Origin of the sequence: Tepidibacillus sp. LV47, from assembly GCF_048381575.1 — a bacterium.
Lineage (GTDB): Bacteria > Bacillota > Bacilli > Tepidibacillales > Tepidibacillaceae > Tepidibacillus.
Genome location: NZ_JBLWIF010000008.1, coordinates 105110 through 121047 on the forward strand (window position 1 = coordinate 105110; position 15938 = coordinate 121047).

The window sequence follows — 15938 nt, forward strand, 5'->3', positions numbered from 1 at the left end:
GATAAAAAAACCTGATTCTTTTTTACCGCACCAGAAAGTTTTTTTATACCCAACCTTTAAAGTCTTTGCTAAAATGAGAAGGATAGGAAGGTGATGGAATTGGCAATCGATTTTACATATCAAGGTAAAGAATACCCCACATTAGTTGAATTAGCAAAAGCGCTGCCTCTTAATTCTGCGAAATTAGTCCAATGGACAGAAGATGCTGATCGGTTTGCAGCCGAAGCAGGTTCTCTTTGTTATGAAAGTGAACCACGGTTAGGGATTGTCAATCATTGTCGTGATAGTGGACACAATACCGTATTAGAACATAATTTGTTTACCTTTGTAAAAAAGGTTCCTATTTTCGTTGCGAGACAAGATATGCGTGCAAGACACGCATCTTTTGACGAACGTAGCCTTCGTTATGTTCGCTTAAAAGATGGCGGATTCGAATATTATATCCCACCAGAACTAAAGAAACCTGGCAGAGAAAAAGAATTGGATCAATGGATTTATCATCACGAAAAAGCTTTTGAATTGTATGGCCATTATACCGATGAAGAAATCATGGAAAATGAGAGAGCAAGAGCTTTATTGCCATTAGGAATTGCAACAATGTATGTGGATTCACGAAATGCGGTGAGTTGGCGACATCATGCAATGAAACGCTTATGTTTACGCGCTCAAGAAGAAATCCGTTTATTATACCGTTCCATTGTAGATCAATTGGTCGAAAAAGCCCCTCGATTATTTGGGGATTTAAATATGCCTTGTTTCATGAAACAAGGGTGTCATGAAGTGAAAACTTGTGGCTTGATCGAATTAGATCCAGTAACAAGGCGTGCCGTGGCTTATGAGAAGAAGTTGAAACGGAGTCAAGTACCAGTGGAAGTAAAGTTGTAACTAAGATGATATTAAAAAATCCTCTCCATATTTAGGAGAGGATTTTTAGCGAGGTGTATTCTGTTTTAGAGAGATTAATCATTTTCTCTATTTTCATCATCAAGTTCTTTTTTTTCATTTTTCTCTTTCACTTTTTCCTCTATCTTTTGTTTTACTTCTTCTTTTTTATCATTTTTCTTTTCTTCTACTTTAACTTCTGCTTTTTCTTGTGCCTTCCCTTTTACTTCAGTTTTGACTTCGCGTTTGATAAGATTTACAACTTTTTCTTTTACAGGAGTTTTTGCACTTATTGCTTGTGTAACAGATTGTTCTTGATTATCTTGATGATCATCTGGGGTTTGAACCGTTTCATTTGTTTGATTTTCTGCGTTTGCTTCTTCTATATTTGAGTCGGTTGTATTTTTATCTTCATTATTATTATTTTCAATGTTAATCGTCAACTTTGCATCTTTTAGTTTACCGGGATGGATGCCTAATTCCTTGGCTACTTTACCAATTCCGTTTTTCTTTAATAGCTCAGCAACTTCTTCTACCGATTTCCCCGAAAGATTAGAAATAGAGACTGTTAAAGCAATCTTTCCATATCCAATACCTTGATCACGAAGAGATTTAACAACCTCTGGATCAATATTGCGAACAACGGCAGCTGTGATTTTTACATTGTTGATCGTTTCTTCTAAGGCTTCCTTCTGCTCATCCTCTAGTTGATCTTTAACTTCGTCTACAGTTGCTTCCCCTTCAGCTGCCACTTGATCCATCACATTTATCGTTTCTTCTGCAATTTCAGTACCTTCTGCTTTTGCCTCCTCTATTTGTTCTCCGGCCTTTGCTAAAGCTTCTTCATAGGAAGCTAATAATTCATTTACAAATTTACTTTGAGTTTCGGGATTTAATGCTTTTAACTCCGCTAAGCGTTCTGCTGAGATCTCAGCATAAATTTGTGCTTTTGCTTCAGGGTCAAATGTGAATGTTAATTGAATGTTCTCGAACAACTTATCTAAGAAGTATGTAAAATCTTCAGGTGTCAGCCCTGCATCTACTTGAAGAGCCGTATCTGTGGTGTTTACAGTTGTTGAGTCTGTTGTTGTTGATTGTGTTGGTGTTGTCGTTGAATCCGTTGTTACTTGTGTGTCCGTGTTGGATTCCACTGTTGTTTGTGTCCCAGGTGTCTCAGCAAATACCTGAGATACCCCTGAAAAAATTAAAGCAGATGCTAAAACCATACTTACAATTTGCTTCTTCATATTTATTCTTCCTCCTTGAATTGTTTTTTTCTGCTATATCTTTCGAAAGATTGAAAGAAAGTTGTGGGGGTACCTGATAAAAAAAAACTACCATTTTTTCAATGGTAGCGGTTTGGTGGTTGTTGAGGTTTGAAACCTTGATTCCCTACTCCTTCTTGAGCCATTTTAAATTTGAGGGATTCAATCAAATACATTGCAAACATTTGTATCACTTCGTCTTCTTCCATTTCATGAATCACCTTCAGAATATCCTCTTTCGAATGTTCTTGTAATATATGCAAAACAAGGACAACAGCGTCCTCTTCGTCTCCTGTTAAGTGATTTCGATACATTTGATAAAGCTCATTCACAAATTTCATCATGTACACTCCCTTTTCTGACAAACCTGATGAAGGCCACTAACACTTTCTTTTTTAGGATCAAACACCGAATCAAAGATATACATCCATTTCAGAATTAGTTATATTATAGCGTTTTTCAAAACAAAAAACATCCGAAATCTGTCTGTACGGTGTTAGTATAAAAATGCAAAAAGTCTTTACTCTAAATGATGGAGGTGCTAATCAATGATTACTGTACGTATCGAAAACGAATATATGAATAGCTTATATTTTGATGCATTAGACTTTGGCAAAAGCCAATTTAGTCAAGAAAACAACAATTATGTTGCAACGATGTCAAATGAAGAATTTGATCAATTTTTAAAAAGCAACAATCTTATCGTTTACAAAAATCATTTAAAATTTTATGAAAGCAGGGAAGTGGTAGGTACATTCACAACAAATGAGTAAATAGTTGGGGGGCAATTCCTTGAAAATCATTGTATTTTTATCAAATATGGACTATGATATTGAGTTACAGGGTGCCAACACCCCTGTATAAAAAAAATTGGGAGGAGAAAAAATGAGACTAACTATACGCTCCATGGCAGTCATTGCTGTCATTGCTGCTCTTTATGCCGCTTTAACTTTAGCAGTTGCCCCCTTATCTTACGGCATGATTCAGTTTCGAGTCTCCGAAGCCTTAACGATCCTACCTTATTTCACTCCCCTTGCAATTCCTGGTTTAACAATCGGGGTCGTCATCGCTAATTTTTTCAGTTCGTTAGGAATGGTGGATGTCATTGTTGGCTCGATCGCAACATTGATCGCAGCGGTATGGACGTATCGGATTAAAAATAAATGGCTTGTTCCTATCCCGGCCATTCTTGTTAATGCTGTGATTATCGGAACTGAGATTGGTCTTCTTGAAGGCAAAGTCTCATTAATTCCAATTGCGATGCTTTGGGTAGGATTAGGGGAATTAGGGGTAACTTATTTACTTGGTATGCCATTATTATTTGCATTGGAAAAACGTAAACATCTATTTAAGATAGATTAAAACAGAAACAGGATTGGAAACAAGTAGGATGGGGATGACGAATCCCCGTCCTCTTACTTCATTTGTACATACCGCTCGGTATTTAGCGGCTATCCATTTCCTCCAGACTCAGCCGGTTAGCCATTCCTCAAATTGGACACGTTTATCCATCTTTGTTCAAAGGTTTGGTCAATCCAAGCTTGATTTTGCAACTGCAATGCAAGAATGTCGCGAATAAATTCAGGCAGAAAATATTGAACTTCTTTCTCATTCTCAATCGATTCTTTAATTGTAGTATACCCTCCGCCAAAGGTAAACATATCAAGAGTGCCAATTGTGTATTCCTTATCCTCTATGATTTTCTCTCCGTGAAAGGTGATATTTAAGACTTTCTGATAATCTTGTTTCATTAGATCATACTCAACCAAAAGACCTGAAATTGCGAGCGTTCCTAATTCCTTCCCCCTAAAACCATAGCCCTTTAACGGGTAATGGATTTTCTCAGGTAATAATGCTTCCTCCAAGAGAATCTTGATTTGCTTGCCGGTTAACGTTATTTTACAGGCATTAATGGGTGAAGGACAGATTTCATGAATTTTTTTCTTTGTCACCTTACCTGGCTCTAGACCAGCTAAAAGTTGACCTGTATTTACAATTCCAATTTCGGCGTTAACCCATCTTTTGACACCATCAGCTAAAAGGTTTGCTAAAGGCGATTCCCTTTCTAGAGAAATGGGAAGGGGGCGATCTAAGATGGCAATGGTATGTTCTAATTCTTTTAGAGCCGTTTTTCGGTTTTTCTCAAGTAAAGCTAAAATGTTAGGATCATCAGGGAATTCATGAATAGGGATTGTTTGTTCTTTCATTTTGATCCTCTTATTTGCATCATCGTTTTGATATTCTATGATGACATGACCAATTGTTTGACCAAAAATACCAACCTGACAAATTAATGTCGAATCTCCCTTCCATAATCCTTTTTCAAAAAAACGATGGGTATGCCCTCCTAAGATGAGATGAATATCAGGAATCATTTCGGCAATCTGTTCATCAGCTTTAATCCCTAAGTGGGAAAGTAAGATGATTATATCCACCTTTGATTTTATCCCATTTACAATCTCTTGAATGATGGGTAAAGGATCTTCTACTTTCCATTCTTGTAAGCGATAAAACGTTTCATAAGGAGCTGTGGCGCCAATCCATCCTATTGTTAAATCACCAATTTTCTCTATGGTATATGGAAGTGCCCACTCAGGAAGTTGACCCGTATGCAGATCTCTTAGATTACAAGTTAAGATCTTAAATTTACGATTACGGTATGCATTGGCTAACATTTCTTTTGTAAAGGTCAACCCTTCGTTATTCCCGATTGTTGCAAACTGAACCCCTGTTTCGTTCAGGATCTCAACGTTAACTTTGCCATAGGTACCTTCTGTTTCATAATGCATTCGATCCATATGATCACCAAGATCAACCACGATAACCGGTTCATGTTTTTTGCTTGCCATTTCTTTGACTTGTTTCACATAGGTTGCAATTTTGGGCATATGTTCAAATCGACTATGAAGGTCATTCATATGAATGATATGGATTCGCCCAGCCATCATCCCAACTCCTTATATACTTGAGAAATTGCCCATCCACCCTATTGATGATATAAACAGTAATAAGGTAAAACAAAGGTGATGGTTCAATAAACAAACTTATCTTTGTTGATTTTAACACAAAATGGATGACTTTTCTTTAAGGAGCATCGTAATGATTATCATTTTTCAATCTGTGATCGATCATTTTATTCAATACGCACAAGAGCAGTATCCAAATGAGTCTTGTGGGATTCTTGTATCTAGTTTAGATGATCAACATATCAATGAATTTATTCCCATTCCTAACCAGAGCTTAAACCCTGGCCATGAATTTGAATTTGAACCAAGTGCGTTTATCCAAGCGTTATATCAAATTGAAGGCGTAAAAAAAGAATGGATCGGTGTAATCCATTCTCATCCAACGTCAAAAGCCTATCCTTCTTTCATCGATATTCAAAATTGGTTTTACCCTAAATTAAGCTATTGGATTTATTCTTGTTTAGAAAACCAGCTAAAAGCCTATACCATTGTAAAAGAAAAGGTAAGGGAAATCCCCTATAGAATCTTATAGAAAGACAATACATCTTTACCATATGTGATAAAGTAATCGGAAACGAAATACGGTTCTTTAATTATTACTACTATAACCAATTTTATTTTCTCCTTTAGGAATGCCGGTGATGATCGAGGTACCGCTGATATATGTATAATATTTATTTGACAGTATGTGCTTTTTTATCATAAAGTTACAAAGAGTATACTATTAGGTTATAATCAACATAGGGGGTGAAACGATGGGACATGTTTGTGGTAAGACGTATAACTGCGAAAAAGAATTAACACTCGCTGTTATTGGCGGTAAATGGAAAATGCTTATTTTATGGCATCTAGGAAAAGGAGAAAAGAAGCGGTTTAGTGAACTAAAAGCTCTCATGCCGGGGATCACCCAAAGAATGCTTGTTAACCAGTTGCGAGAGTTGGAGGAAGATCAAATTGTTCATCGCGAAGTCTATCCTGTTGTTCCACCAAAAGTGGAATATTCACTGACCGAGCATGGAAAAAGTCTGATGCCAATTCTTGATGCTATGTATGAATGGGGCAAAAACTATATGGAGACTGTCGTAAGGGGTCAAGTAAAAATCAATGAGACCGCCAAATAGAAAAACACTTCCTCCGTTAAAGCTTCGAAAACTTCCTGCTTGCACTCCTTAATTATTATGTACTTTTACTGGCAGGCAAAATTTCATAGAAAAAAACAATAAGTTTTATTGGATGCTAAAAACCAACGGACAACAATCTTTATGAAAGATCCGCTGTCCGTTGGTTTTTGTGTATGTACGTTGATGACTGTTTGGATGCGAGGACAGTATGGCCATCATGCGTCCACACTGCCCCAAAAGCGGAACTTACGAAGTATGTCAGTGCGTCTTATCCTTTTAGTATACTTTTCCACACTATGTAACACGAAAGTGTGTACTTGGTAAAGTTGATGATGTGTCTTATAATATCCATATCACCTATCAATAACATGAATAGGGAGAATTTTTCTAGATTGATGATAAGAGAGGAGAAGACCATGAAACTAAGAGTTTCAGCCGTTCAATATCATCTCCATACTATAAATTCTTTTGAAGAATTTTCTAATCAAGTCGAGCATTATGTGAAAACAGCTCAAGAATTTGATGCAGATTTTATTTTATTCCCAGAATTTTTCACAACCCAACTCATGTCCATTGGCAATGAACAAGGACAGCCTTTGACGATTCAAGATCTGCCTAACTTCACTGAACAATATCGGTCTTTATTTATTAATTTGGCTAAGCAAACAAAGATGCATATTATTGGAGGAACCCATGTCATCCGTAAAGGCGGACGATTATACAACGTTGCTCATTTATTCTATCCAGACGGAAGAGTTGCCGAACAGCCAAAGCTTCATATCACTCCGACGGAAGTAAAGGAATGGAACATGTCTCCTGGCGATGGCCTGCAGGTGTTCGAGACCGACAAGGGAACCATTGCGATGTTGACTTGCTATGACATCGAATTTCCAGAAATCGTTCGAATAGCAAAGGCGAAAGGTGCGGATGTCATTTTCTCTCCTTCTTGCACCGATGATCGTCACGGATTTCATCGTGTCCGTTACACCAGCCATGCGAGGGCAATCGAAAATCAAGTCTATGTCGTTACCACTGGTACGGTAGGTTCCCTTCCTACGGTTGATTTTATGCGAGCGAATTTTGGGCAAGCGGCGGTGATTACACCGAACGATATTCCATTTCCTCCACGCGGCATCTTAGTCGAAGGGGAAATCAATCATGATATGGTTGTAACCGCTGATCTTGATTTAGAACTATTATACCAAGTTCGTGAAAGCGGATCGGTTACCACATGGCGTGATCGACGCACAGATCTCTATCCGGATTGGAAATAAGCTGCTCTACAAGGAGGGAGAATGATGTATCGAAAGGAATTTTACGTCTTTGACCAAGACCGACCTGTTCCAGCGGTGATTCGAAATTATGAAGAAAAGGACTTTCCCGGCTTAATCCGCATCCAGCAGGAAAGTTTTCCTCCACCATTCCCGTCTGAATTATGGTGGAACACGGAACAATTGAAAAACCATGTTACGCTCTTTCCAGAGGGTGCCTTATGTGTGGAGGTTGATGGTGAAATTGCGGGATCAATGACAGGATTAATTGTTGACTTTGACCCAAACCATCCGGAACATACATGGGAAGAGATCACAGATAATGGATATATTCGTAACCATAATCCAAACGGAAATACGCTTTATGTCGTTGATATTGGTGTGCGCCCTGCTTATCGCAAATTAGGGCTGGGAAAATGGCTGATGCTATCCATGTACGAAGTCGTCGTTCAATTGGGATTGGAACGTCTGCTAGGCGGAGGTAGAATGCCTGGCTATCATAAAAAAGCTGAGGAGATGACGGCGGAACAATACCTCGAAGCTGTCGTAAAAGGAGAATTGAAGGATCCTGTTATTACCTTCCTGCTTCGCTGCGGCCGCACTCCTGTTAAAGTGGTGGCTAACTATTTAGAGGATGAAGAATCTTGTAATTATGCAGCACTGATGGAATGGAAAAATCCTTTTTATCGATCAAAATCTTAACAAGGAGAATGATGAAATGGAATATCGCAGAATTACGAGTATTGAAGACCCTTTATTTAAAAAAATGCACCAATTGATGCAGGATGTATTTCCTCCTGAAGAGGTATTAGAATTCGATCTTTGGAAAGAGCCTCTTGAAGATCCGGGAATTCGTGTGTGTGTTGCTGTTCATGAAGGGAATGTCGTAGGTGCGACAGAGTATCGCTATTATGAAGATTTAAATGTCGCAATGACAGATTTCACGATCATCGGCCAAGCAGGACTTGGGATCGGGCGATTTTTAGCGCAAAAGAGATTAGAGGATTTGAACGCTTGGGCATCAGCAAACGGAAAGCAGTTATTTGGTATGTTTGCTGAAATTTATGATCCTTATCGAGTAGAACATTATGAATTTGGCGGAATTAAGCCTATGGATCCATATGTTCGCCGTGAAGTATTATCTCATCTTGGGTATAAGCGACTTGACTTCCCTTATGTCCATCCATCTTGGAACAATGATGGAGAGGCTGTAACAGGACTCGACCTTTGTTTCCTTCCGATGGATGATAACGTAAATGAACTTCCAGCAGATCTTGTTGTGAAGTTTTTGAAACGTTATTATTCTGTCTTATCGAATAAACCAAAATCTTGGTATGAAATGATTGAAAATCTGGAGGCCAAGGATACGATATTGCTTTTAGATATTTAAGTGACTCACTATTTTTTATAAATCCTGTTTTTCAGGCTCTTAGAAAGAAACAAGATAAGACTAAAAAGTCGATTTTTCCTATGCCATGGAAAAAACTCAAACTGTTGACAAAATGGGTTTCAGACGAATGTCTGAAACCCATTTTTTTCTATCCCCATTAGCCGAACAAATGACAAATACTTGTTCAATTAACGCACACTTTTCATATTTACATACCGCTTTTTACTTTCATTGTAACTGGGGAAATTCAACAAACATTTGTTGTCAGGTAATCTATGTTTAATTTATCTAGCAAGTTTGGCCGTTGGATAATCCGTAATGAGCATATGCCCTGGGGCATGAGTAATCGTGATGTCTGGTTTGCTATTTAATAGAGCGACTTGAGGCGTAACACCACATGCCCAAAACACAGGTACTTCATCTTCTGCGATGTCAATGGGATCACCAAAGTCTGGTGAATGGATGTCTTTGATACCGATTTGGGTAGGATCTCCTATATGAATAGGGGAACCATGTGCACTAGGAAATCTAGAAGTAATTTCGACAACACGAGGGATTAAAGAATAATGAAATGGTCTCATACTTACAACCTGTTTTCCCCTAAAAGATCCTGCTGGTTCAGTCTCAATATTCGTAATATACATCGCCACGTTTTTCCCTTGGTTGATGTGTTTTACGGGTATTCCATTATTTATTAATTCATTTTCAAAAGTGAAACTGCATCCTAGAAGAAAAGTTACAAAATCATCTTGCCAAATATCCTTTATATCAAATGGTTCATCAACGAGTTCACCATTTTTAAATACTCGGTATTTAGGAACATCAGTTCTTATATCAATTATATCATCTGAATATTTTTTTATATAAGGTGAACCGGCATCCGTAACCTCTAATATTGGACAAGGCTTGGGATTTCTGATACAAAATAAAAGAAAATCGTAAGCATATTTTTTCGGTAGAATGACTACGTTTGCTTGTAATCGATCCATCCCATAACCTGTCGTAGGTTTCGTAAATTCATTAGCTCTAATTTTCATTCTTAATTGTTGAACATTTTCCATCTCATCACCCCATCTTTTAAATAATTGGTATGTAATATTTTTGTGTATTACAATTTTTATAATAGTTTAAATTTTTAATATAAACAATACAAAGAAGTATTGATTTTTAATTCCCTTTCCCTACATGAACATATCAAACAAAAAGATTTCTTTATAATAAAGCATTTAGGGATGACATTTTTGCTATCCTCGTTTATTTCAACTTTCTACTTCCATAGATCAGCAATTCCTTGAAGGGAAACCCAACCTGCATAAGTCGTTACCAATACCGCTACAATACCGAAGACGATCATCCATGTTGGATGGCGATAAGTTTCACCGACAATCTTTTTATTTCTAGATGCTAATAAGATTGACCCTAATGTTAAAGGTAAGATCAATCCATTTAAAGAACCAACGATCACTAGAATTTTCACCGGCTTACCAACAAGTGCAAATACAAGTGTAGAGAAAATAATGAAGGCCATAATGATGTAATTATTATATTTTTCAAAAAACGTATGGAAGGAACGTAAAAATGAAACGCTAGTATATGCTGCACCGATAACCGAAGTGATTGCTGCTGACCAAAGAACGATACCAAAGAATTTATAACCCATATCCCCTAATGCAATTTGAAAGACAGATGCAGGTGGATTAGAAGGGTCTAATTTATTACCTGCTGCCACGACTCCAAGAACAGCTAAGAATAGAAAAACCCGCATAAGGCCTGTAACTAAAATTCCATAAGTAGAAGCCTTGTTCACATAGGGTAGATTTTCCTCTCCCGTAATTCCTGCATCTAATAAACGGTGCCCACCGGCAAAGGTAATATATCCCCCTACTGTTCCTCCAATCAATGTAATCATCGGCAGGAATAAAACGCTATAATCATCAGGAAGGATGCTTTTTACAAGTGCATCACCCACAGGTGGATGGGAGCTAATCATGACATAGCCAACCATCAGGATCATAACAGCTCCGAGAATTTGAGCAATTTTATCCATTACTTTTCCTGCTTCCTTAAAGCTAAAAACAATCACCGCAAAAATCGCAGAGATAATCGCTCCTGCTGTTGGACTCACTCCTAGAATTACATTTAATCCCAAACCAGCTCCTGCCACATTCCCGATATTAAAAGCCAAACCACCAATAACAATTAACATAGCGATTAAACTTCCTAATCCAGGAAAAACGCTATTCGCAATATCTTGCCCCCGTTTTCTGGAAACCGCAATAATTCTCCAAATATTTACTTGGGCACCAATATCGATAATAATCGAAGCTAAGATGGCAAACGCAAAATTCGCTAAGAATTTTTCAGTAAAGACGGTCGTCTGTGTTAAGAAGCCGGGTCCAATAGCCGACGTAGCCATGATAAAGATGGCACCTATTACCACACTCAAATTCCGTTTATTTGTAACCGATGAATTTGGCATTAAAGGGGTATCACTCATCTTAATCCTCCTTCTTTTCTTTGACTAAAAATAAAGTTCTTCTTTACGGTCTTTAAATACGGGAATTCTGTTCCTTATCTCTGGAACAATGGACAAATCAAGTTCTGCCGTAATAATTTCTTCCCCTTCTGTACCTTCAACAATCACCTCTCCCCATGGATCAATTATCATCGAATGGCCAAAGAAAGTATTATTTGGGTCACTTCCCACACGATTCGTTGCAACCACAAACATTTGGTTCTCAATTGCTCGAGCAATAAGAAGACTTCTCCAATGATATAAGCGAGGATGTGGCCATTCTGCTGGGACAAATAATACTTCCATCCCATCTAGTGCCATCGAACGTATTAACTCTGGAAAACGAATATCATAACAAATGACGATTCCGGCTTTATGGTCATATAAATCAAAAGTGAAACGTTTGTTACCGGGTTCAAGATACTTTTCTTCATTCATGAGTCGAAATAGATGAATTTTATCATAGTAGCCTCGTACATCACCATGATTATCAATGACATAAGAAGTATTAAAGACCTTATTATTCCTCACACTCGCCACTGAACCAGGGATGATATAGGAACCATATTGCTTAGCAATTGCCGTGAATGAGGATTTAACCATTTCGCCATCCCGATCTCCATTTTTGAAAGCATTTTCAAGATCATATCCCAAATTCCACATTTCAGGAGCTATTACGACATTGGATTGCTGTTGCTTTAGAACCTCTTGCATCTTATCTAATAACCGTTGTCTGTTTACCTCAGATTGGCCAAATTGAATATCCATTTGGATTGCAGAAACTTTTATTTTATCCATTACTATTCAATCCCCTTTTGTAATACCTCAACATTATACGCATGTTTTATGGATCTATTAAGTACGGGATCCCTTAATTCAATTTCATACTGATCTCCGAAAACTAACATATTACCTACGGTGTTTACCGTAGCGGAAAAGAAAATATTCCCGTCTTTTGCTACCTTAAACCGATCAAACGTTTCAGACCATGCATCTGGTGCAAGTAACGCTGTGAATTTTGCTTTTTGATATAAATCCTTTTTGCCGTCTTTTATCACCCAACATTCTAACTCTAACTCATCCCAATGATCCTTCACATCATCAACCTTCCATACTTCAGGTGCAATCACATTAGGATATGCTTGTTTCGATTTTGGAACGCTATAATTCTCAAGGTTGCGATCGGTATGATCACTACCAACTGTCACATACACTTCTCCGTCAGCCCATATAAGAACATATTCGATTTCACCTGAAGTTTCACCATGTTGAACTTGCAAAACATCACTGGTTGTTGCTAAATAATTGGATATTGGATAAAGTGTTGGAGTCGTTGAAGGTGCAGGAACTCCTATCTTTGCTAGCTCATCAATATGTTCTTGTACTAATGCCTGATTTCGACCCGCATACCCCGCATTAAAAATATTCTTCACTTCTACAGTCAATAACTTATTTTCCCCTTGTATTGTTAACGTAAGATAATTTTTCATTTTCTCTTACCCCTTATATCATAGACTTGAAAGTATGGCCGCTCTTGTCTTTTCAATATGCTCATGAATTGCTATTCTAGCACGTTCCAAATCTTTATTTTTAATCGTTTCAATGATTTGGGCATGTTCCTTTAATGCCTCATTTGTCCTCCCTGATTGGTGAAGTGCTTGAATCCCAAACCAGTGGATTTGATCACTTAAGGATTTCATTAATTGCACCAATCTCTGATTTCCACTTAATTCGGCCAAATATACGTGAAAATTGGTATCGAATAAAATAAATGATTTAACATCAGTTATTTTACTTTGTGAAGTGAACATTTCCTCTAAAATATTTATTTCCTCATCTGTAATCCTTGAAATGACTAATTCCATAACCAGCACTTCATTTGCCTTTCGTAGCTGAAAAACTTCTTCTACATCCTTGATGGATATATCGTTCACATAGATTCCTTTTCTTGGGATCGACTTCACCCATCCCTCTATTTCCAATTGTTGTATGGCCTCCCTCACCGGAGTTCTACTGATCCCAAGCTTTTCACTTAAATCTCTTTCATATAACGTTTGGCCTGGTGTAATGCTGTGATTAATAATTGCGTTTTTAATCTCCATATATGCAATTTGCGTAAAAGATTTTGGTTGTTTGATTTTAGAAAATGCCATTTGTTCTCCTTTCTGTTACCCCCTTTCCCTCAACATGGTTAAAGTTATATGGTATATGGTATCTGGTATGCCAGAATCTTTATTTGAATTATATGCCGATTTAATTGAATTATCAATAATTTTTGAATAATATTTCTTTAATGAAAAATGAATTCAATATGATAATTGCTTTTGGTATACCATAGGAACTTTATAGTAATCGGTATTCGTTGGATAAAAAATGCCTCCAAAAACTTATAAAAGTTTTGGAGGTATTGGAGATATTAATTATCACCAAAAACGGAGAATTTGTTTAATTTTAGAAGAAAAAGGAAAACTATAGATATACTATGGTGAAAGGGTTTGTTCAAGCTTATGTTACGTTATAATACGGTTCAAAATACGCTTGATATAAATGATAAGTTATCACCACCTGCAACAGACGAAGTAATTTGGGCACGAATTGACCGAAATTATACCCAAAAAGAACAAAATCACTTTATAGAGGAACTAGAAACTAATCCATTAGCAAAAGAAAAAATGCAACAGTTTAGTGAATTGCCCATGGTCGATGTATTTGAGAATGAGGCAGTCATATCTATTTTTGCCATCCAAGAGGATTACACGTTTGTGAAGGTCAATATCTTAATGGGAAGAAATTATGTGATCACTATTGAAGATGAACACAGTGAAGGGTTATTCATTGACCTTGTGAAACGATTTAAAGAACACCCTGAGTACATGTCTCATCCAGGAAAAATTCTCTATCATCTAATTGATAAGATTTCTACCGATTATTTGAGGATCGTTGATAAAATTGCGAACGAAATATTAGAATTAGAAAAAGAAGTTTTCATTACCCCATTTGAAAATAGAATTAGTAAAAGTATTTATCGTTGGAAAATTAGGTTGCATCAACTTCGCCAAGTCGTTGAATATCAAGGCAGTGTGATTCAAACCATTGGCCGTCCTGATTTCCCTTTTACCAATAAAGAGGCTGGTTTTTATTTTCAGGATTTAAGTAACCGTTATGAACGGGTTGTAAGTGCCTTTGATACCTTTAAGGAAAACTTATCCGGGATTTTTAACCTGCAAATCTCACTGAAATCAGATCACACAAATGCCATTATAAAGATGTTAACTCTGGTTAGTGTTATCTTCATTCCAATGACATTTCTTGCCGGTGTCTATGGGATGAACTTTAAATACATGCCCGAGTTAGAATGGAAATATGGTTATGCCTACGCATTGATTTTAATGTTTGGCATCGGTATTGGGATTGCACTCTATTTTAAAAAAGAAGGTTGGTGGGGAAAGCAAAAATAACAACCAACTAAAAACAAAAAGGTGCACTGGGTTACACCATGTGCTCATGATTATATCCAAAGTGTACATTCCTAATATTTCTTAAATAATATTAAATTGATCTAGCAAAAGGAATCACAAAGGATTATAGTGAAATTATAAATAAAAAAAACCAAGAACAATAAATTCTTATATTAAGGATTATAAGAATTATTGGCTTTGATTCGTCTATATGAAAAGAAGGAATAATTATGTTTACCATTCAATCCATTTCCTTTTCAGCAATCATTATCTTCTTTGCCAGTTCCGTACAAGGAGCAACTGGTTTTGCATTCGCTTTAATCATTGTCCCCCTTCTCTCTTTGTTTCTACCATTAAGAGCGATCGTCCCCATCTCCGTTATCTTAAGTTTAGTCATTAATACATTGGTTATCATTTCAGGCAGAAAGCATCTTGCTATAAAAGAGATTTGGCTTCTCATTGTTACGGGAATTATAGGTATACCTTTTGGGGTTTACATCTTAAATGCAGTCAACCTTCAGATTTTGAAAATCTTGATTGGTCTTCTATTGATTATCACTTCTTTTGCCATGTTTAAGGGATACAAGGTTTTCTTTAAGAATAAAAGACTATCCCACAGTATTACAGGATTTGTTAGCGGTGTGTTAAATGGCAGCATCTCCATGAGCGGTCCGCCAATTGTTCTATTCTTAGCAAACGAAGGATATGAAAAGGATAAGTTTCGGGCTAATATAAATGCCTATTCGATTATTACCAACATAATTGCTATTCTAACATTTGCGTTAAATGGTTTAATTGGAATTGAAGTGCTTCAATATTCAGCAATCAATAGCATTGTTACGGTAATCGGTACGCTGCATTTATCTTGTTGATGATCACTGGGTTTATAACAATTATTAAAGCCTTTTCGTGAAAGTTTCCACTTTATATTGAGCAAAAAACACAATGAAAAAAACGATCCTTCCAATTGGAGGGATCGTCTATTGTATATTTTGCCCCTATATTAACCAATGGCACCTTCCATCTCGAACTTGATTATTTTTACTCTTTTTATGAGAAAATAACACCTC

At 36.9% G+C, this 15938-nt stretch carries 18 protein-coding genes; 10 read left to right on the top strand and 8 right to left on the bottom strand.

The window, feature by feature from the left end; all coding sequences use genetic code 11:
- The first annotated feature begins 93 nt into the window (after nucleotides 1–93).
- Complete coding sequence (gene thyX, locus ACMW72_RS09955; protein ID WP_418368704.1) at nucleotides 94–885, top strand: FAD-dependent thymidylate synthase; 792 nt, start codon at nucleotides 94–96, stop codon at nucleotides 883–885.
- Nucleotides 886–959: 74 nt separating this feature from the next.
- On the opposite strand, the gene ACMW72_RS09960 is transcribed toward thyX, so the two are convergent.
- Nucleotides 960–2129 carry a DUF5667 domain-containing protein gene (locus tag ACMW72_RS09960; protein ID WP_418368685.1) on the bottom strand — a complete coding sequence of 390 codons (1170 nt, stop codon included), beginning with the start codon at nucleotides 2127–2129 and terminating at the stop codon, nucleotides 960–962.
- Nucleotides 2130–2227: 98 nt separating this feature from the next.
- A complete protein-coding gene (locus ACMW72_RS09965; protein ID WP_418368686.1) occupies nucleotides 2228–2488 on the bottom strand; it encodes a DUF6154 family protein in 261 nt (86 codons plus the stop codon).
- Nucleotides 2489–2695: 207 nt separating this feature from the next.
- Between ACMW72_RS09965 and ACMW72_RS09970 the strand changes: the two genes are divergently transcribed.
- Both ACMW72_RS09970 and ACMW72_RS09975 read left to right on the top strand, forming a co-directional pair.
- A complete protein-coding gene (locus tag ACMW72_RS09970; protein ID WP_418368687.1) occupies nucleotides 2696–2920 on the top strand; it encodes a hypothetical protein in 225 nt (74 codons plus the stop codon).
- Between the two features lie 112 nt (nucleotides 2921–3032).
- Nucleotides 3033–3509, top strand: coding sequence for a QueT transporter family protein (locus ACMW72_RS09975; protein ID WP_418368688.1), 477 nt, complete (start codon nucleotides 3033–3035; stop codon nucleotides 3507–3509).
- Between the two features lie 116 nt (nucleotides 3510–3625).
- Here ACMW72_RS09975 and ACMW72_RS09980 read toward each other — a convergent pair whose 3' ends face one another.
- Nucleotides 3626–5092 (bottom strand): bifunctional metallophosphatase/5'-nucleotidase, encoded by a 1467-nt coding sequence (locus ACMW72_RS09980; RefSeq protein WP_418368689.1) that lies wholly within the window; start codon nucleotides 5090–5092, stop codon nucleotides 3626–3628.
- Nucleotides 5093–5246: 154 nt separating this feature from the next.
- Here ACMW72_RS09980 and ACMW72_RS09985 point away from each other — a divergent pair, with 154 nt between their 5' ends.
- From ACMW72_RS09985 to ACMW72_RS10005, 5 genes are all read left to right on the top strand, one after another.
- Nucleotides 5247–5645, top strand: coding sequence for a Mov34/MPN/PAD-1 family protein (locus ACMW72_RS09985; RefSeq protein ID WP_418368690.1), 399 nt, complete (start codon nucleotides 5247–5249; stop codon nucleotides 5643–5645).
- 223 nt (nucleotides 5646–5868) lie between these two features.
- Nucleotides 5869–6234, top strand: coding sequence for a winged helix-turn-helix transcriptional regulator (locus tag ACMW72_RS09990; RefSeq protein ID WP_418368691.1), 366 nt, complete (start codon nucleotides 5869–5871; stop codon nucleotides 6232–6234).
- A 416-nt stretch (nucleotides 6235–6650) separates the two neighbouring features.
- Complete coding sequence (locus ACMW72_RS09995; protein WP_418368692.1) at nucleotides 6651–7508, top strand: carbon-nitrogen hydrolase family protein; 858 nt, start codon at nucleotides 6651–6653, stop codon at nucleotides 7506–7508.
- Nucleotides 7509–7532: 24 nt separating this feature from the next.
- Nucleotides 7533–8207 (top strand): GNAT family N-acetyltransferase, encoded by a 675-nt coding sequence (locus ACMW72_RS10000; protein ID WP_418368693.1) that lies wholly within the window; start codon nucleotides 7533–7535, stop codon nucleotides 8205–8207.
- Between the two features lie 16 nt (nucleotides 8208–8223).
- Nucleotides 8224–8895 (top strand): GNAT family N-acetyltransferase, encoded by a 672-nt coding sequence (locus tag ACMW72_RS10005; RefSeq protein WP_418368694.1) that lies wholly within the window; start codon nucleotides 8224–8226, stop codon nucleotides 8893–8895.
- 284 nt (nucleotides 8896–9179) lie between these two features.
- On the opposite strand, the gene ACMW72_RS10010 is transcribed toward ACMW72_RS10005, so the two are convergent.
- The 5 genes from ACMW72_RS10010 to ACMW72_RS10030 form a co-directional block, all read right to left on the bottom strand.
- Nucleotides 9180–9956 (bottom strand): putative hydro-lyase, encoded by a 777-nt coding sequence (locus tag ACMW72_RS10010; RefSeq protein ID WP_418368695.1) that lies wholly within the window; start codon nucleotides 9954–9956, stop codon nucleotides 9180–9182.
- Nucleotides 9957–10162: 206 nt separating this feature from the next.
- Entirely contained in the window at nucleotides 10163–11392 is a 1230-nt protein-coding gene (locus ACMW72_RS10015) for an NRAMP family divalent metal transporter (protein WP_418368696.1), read from the bottom strand.
- A 24-nt stretch (nucleotides 11393–11416) separates the two neighbouring features.
- Nucleotides 11417–12208, bottom strand: a complete 792-nt coding sequence (locus ACMW72_RS10020; RefSeq protein WP_418368697.1) for a carbon-nitrogen family hydrolase — start codon at nucleotides 12206–12208, stop codon at nucleotides 11417–11419.
- A 2-nt stretch (nucleotides 12209–12210) separates the two neighbouring features.
- Nucleotides 12211–12900: a DUF2848 domain-containing protein gene (locus ACMW72_RS10025; RefSeq protein WP_418368698.1), complete on the bottom strand. Its 690-nt coding sequence runs from the start codon at nucleotides 12898–12900 to the stop codon at nucleotides 12211–12213.
- An 18-nt stretch (nucleotides 12901–12918) separates the two neighbouring features.
- Complete coding sequence (locus ACMW72_RS10030) at nucleotides 12919–13563, bottom strand: GntR family transcriptional regulator (RefSeq protein WP_418368699.1); 645 nt, start codon at nucleotides 13561–13563, stop codon at nucleotides 12919–12921.
- A gap of 342 nt (nucleotides 13564–13905) precedes the next feature.
- Between ACMW72_RS10030 and ACMW72_RS10035 the strand changes: the two genes are divergently transcribed.
- The gene (locus ACMW72_RS10035; protein ID WP_418368700.1) at nucleotides 13906–14868 is read left to right on the top strand and encodes a magnesium transporter CorA family protein; all 963 of its coding nucleotides are present in this window, start codon (nucleotides 13906–13908) and stop codon (nucleotides 14866–14868) included.
- A gap of 230 nt (nucleotides 14869–15098) precedes the next feature.
- A complete protein-coding gene (locus ACMW72_RS10040) occupies nucleotides 15099–15740 on the top strand; it encodes a sulfite exporter TauE/SafE family protein (protein WP_418368701.1) in 642 nt (213 codons plus the stop codon).
- Nucleotides 15741–15938 lie beyond the last annotated feature (198 nt).

Excerpts from the sequence above, each read along its gene's own strand:
- ACMW72_RS10010 (WP_418368695.1), bottom strand. The coding sequence starts at position 9,956 with ATGGAAAATGTTCAACAATTAAGAATGAAAATTAGAGCTAATGAATTT.
- ACMW72_RS09980 (WP_418368689.1), bottom strand. The coding sequence starts at position 5,092 with ATGGCTGGGCGAATCCATATCATTCATATGAATGACCTTCATAGTCGA.
- ACMW72_RS09970 (WP_418368687.1), top strand. The coding sequence starts at position 2,696 with ATGATTACTGTACGTATCGAAAACGAATATATGAATAGCTTATATTTT.
- ACMW72_RS10030 (WP_418368699.1), bottom strand. The coding sequence starts at position 13,563 with ATGGCATTTTCTAAAATCAAACAACCAAAATCTTTTACGCAAATTGCA.
- ACMW72_RS09965 (WP_418368686.1), bottom strand. The coding sequence starts at position 2,488 with ATGAAATTTGTGAATGAGCTTTATCAAATGTATCGAAATCACTTAACA.
- ACMW72_RS09995 (WP_418368692.1), top strand. The coding sequence starts at position 6,651 with ATGAAACTAAGAGTTTCAGCCGTTCAATATCATCTCCATACTATAAAT.
- ACMW72_RS10015 (WP_418368696.1), bottom strand. The coding sequence starts at position 11,392 with ATGAGTGATACCCCTTTAATGCCAAATTCATCGGTTACAAATAAACGG.
- ACMW72_RS09990 (WP_418368691.1), top strand. The coding sequence starts at position 5,869 with ATGGGACATGTTTGTGGTAAGACGTATAACTGCGAAAAAGAATTAACA.
- ACMW72_RS09960 (WP_418368685.1), bottom strand. The coding sequence starts at position 2,129 with ATGAAGAAGCAAATTGTAAGTATGGTTTTAGCATCTGCTTTAATTTTT.
- thyX (WP_418368704.1), top strand. The coding sequence starts at position 94 with ATGGAATTGGCAATCGATTTTACATATCAAGGTAAAGAATACCCCACA.
- ACMW72_RS09975 (WP_418368688.1), top strand. The coding sequence starts at position 3,033 with ATGAGACTAACTATACGCTCCATGGCAGTCATTGCTGTCATTGCTGCT.
- ACMW72_RS10025 (WP_418368698.1), bottom strand. The coding sequence starts at position 12,900 with ATGAAAAATTATCTTACGTTAACAATACAAGGGGAAAATAAGTTATTG.
- ACMW72_RS10000 (WP_418368693.1), top strand. The coding sequence starts at position 7,533 with ATGTATCGAAAGGAATTTTACGTCTTTGACCAAGACCGACCTGTTCCA.
- ACMW72_RS10005 (WP_418368694.1), top strand. The coding sequence starts at position 8,224 with ATGGAATATCGCAGAATTACGAGTATTGAAGACCCTTTATTTAAAAAA.
- ACMW72_RS10020 (WP_418368697.1), bottom strand. The coding sequence starts at position 12,208 with ATGGATAAAATAAAAGTTTCTGCAATCCAAATGGATATTCAATTTGGC.
- ACMW72_RS10040 (WP_418368701.1), top strand. The coding sequence starts at position 15,099 with ATGTTTACCATTCAATCCATTTCCTTTTCAGCAATCATTATCTTCTTT.
- ACMW72_RS09985 (WP_418368690.1), top strand. The coding sequence starts at position 5,247 with ATGATTATCATTTTTCAATCTGTGATCGATCATTTTATTCAATACGCA.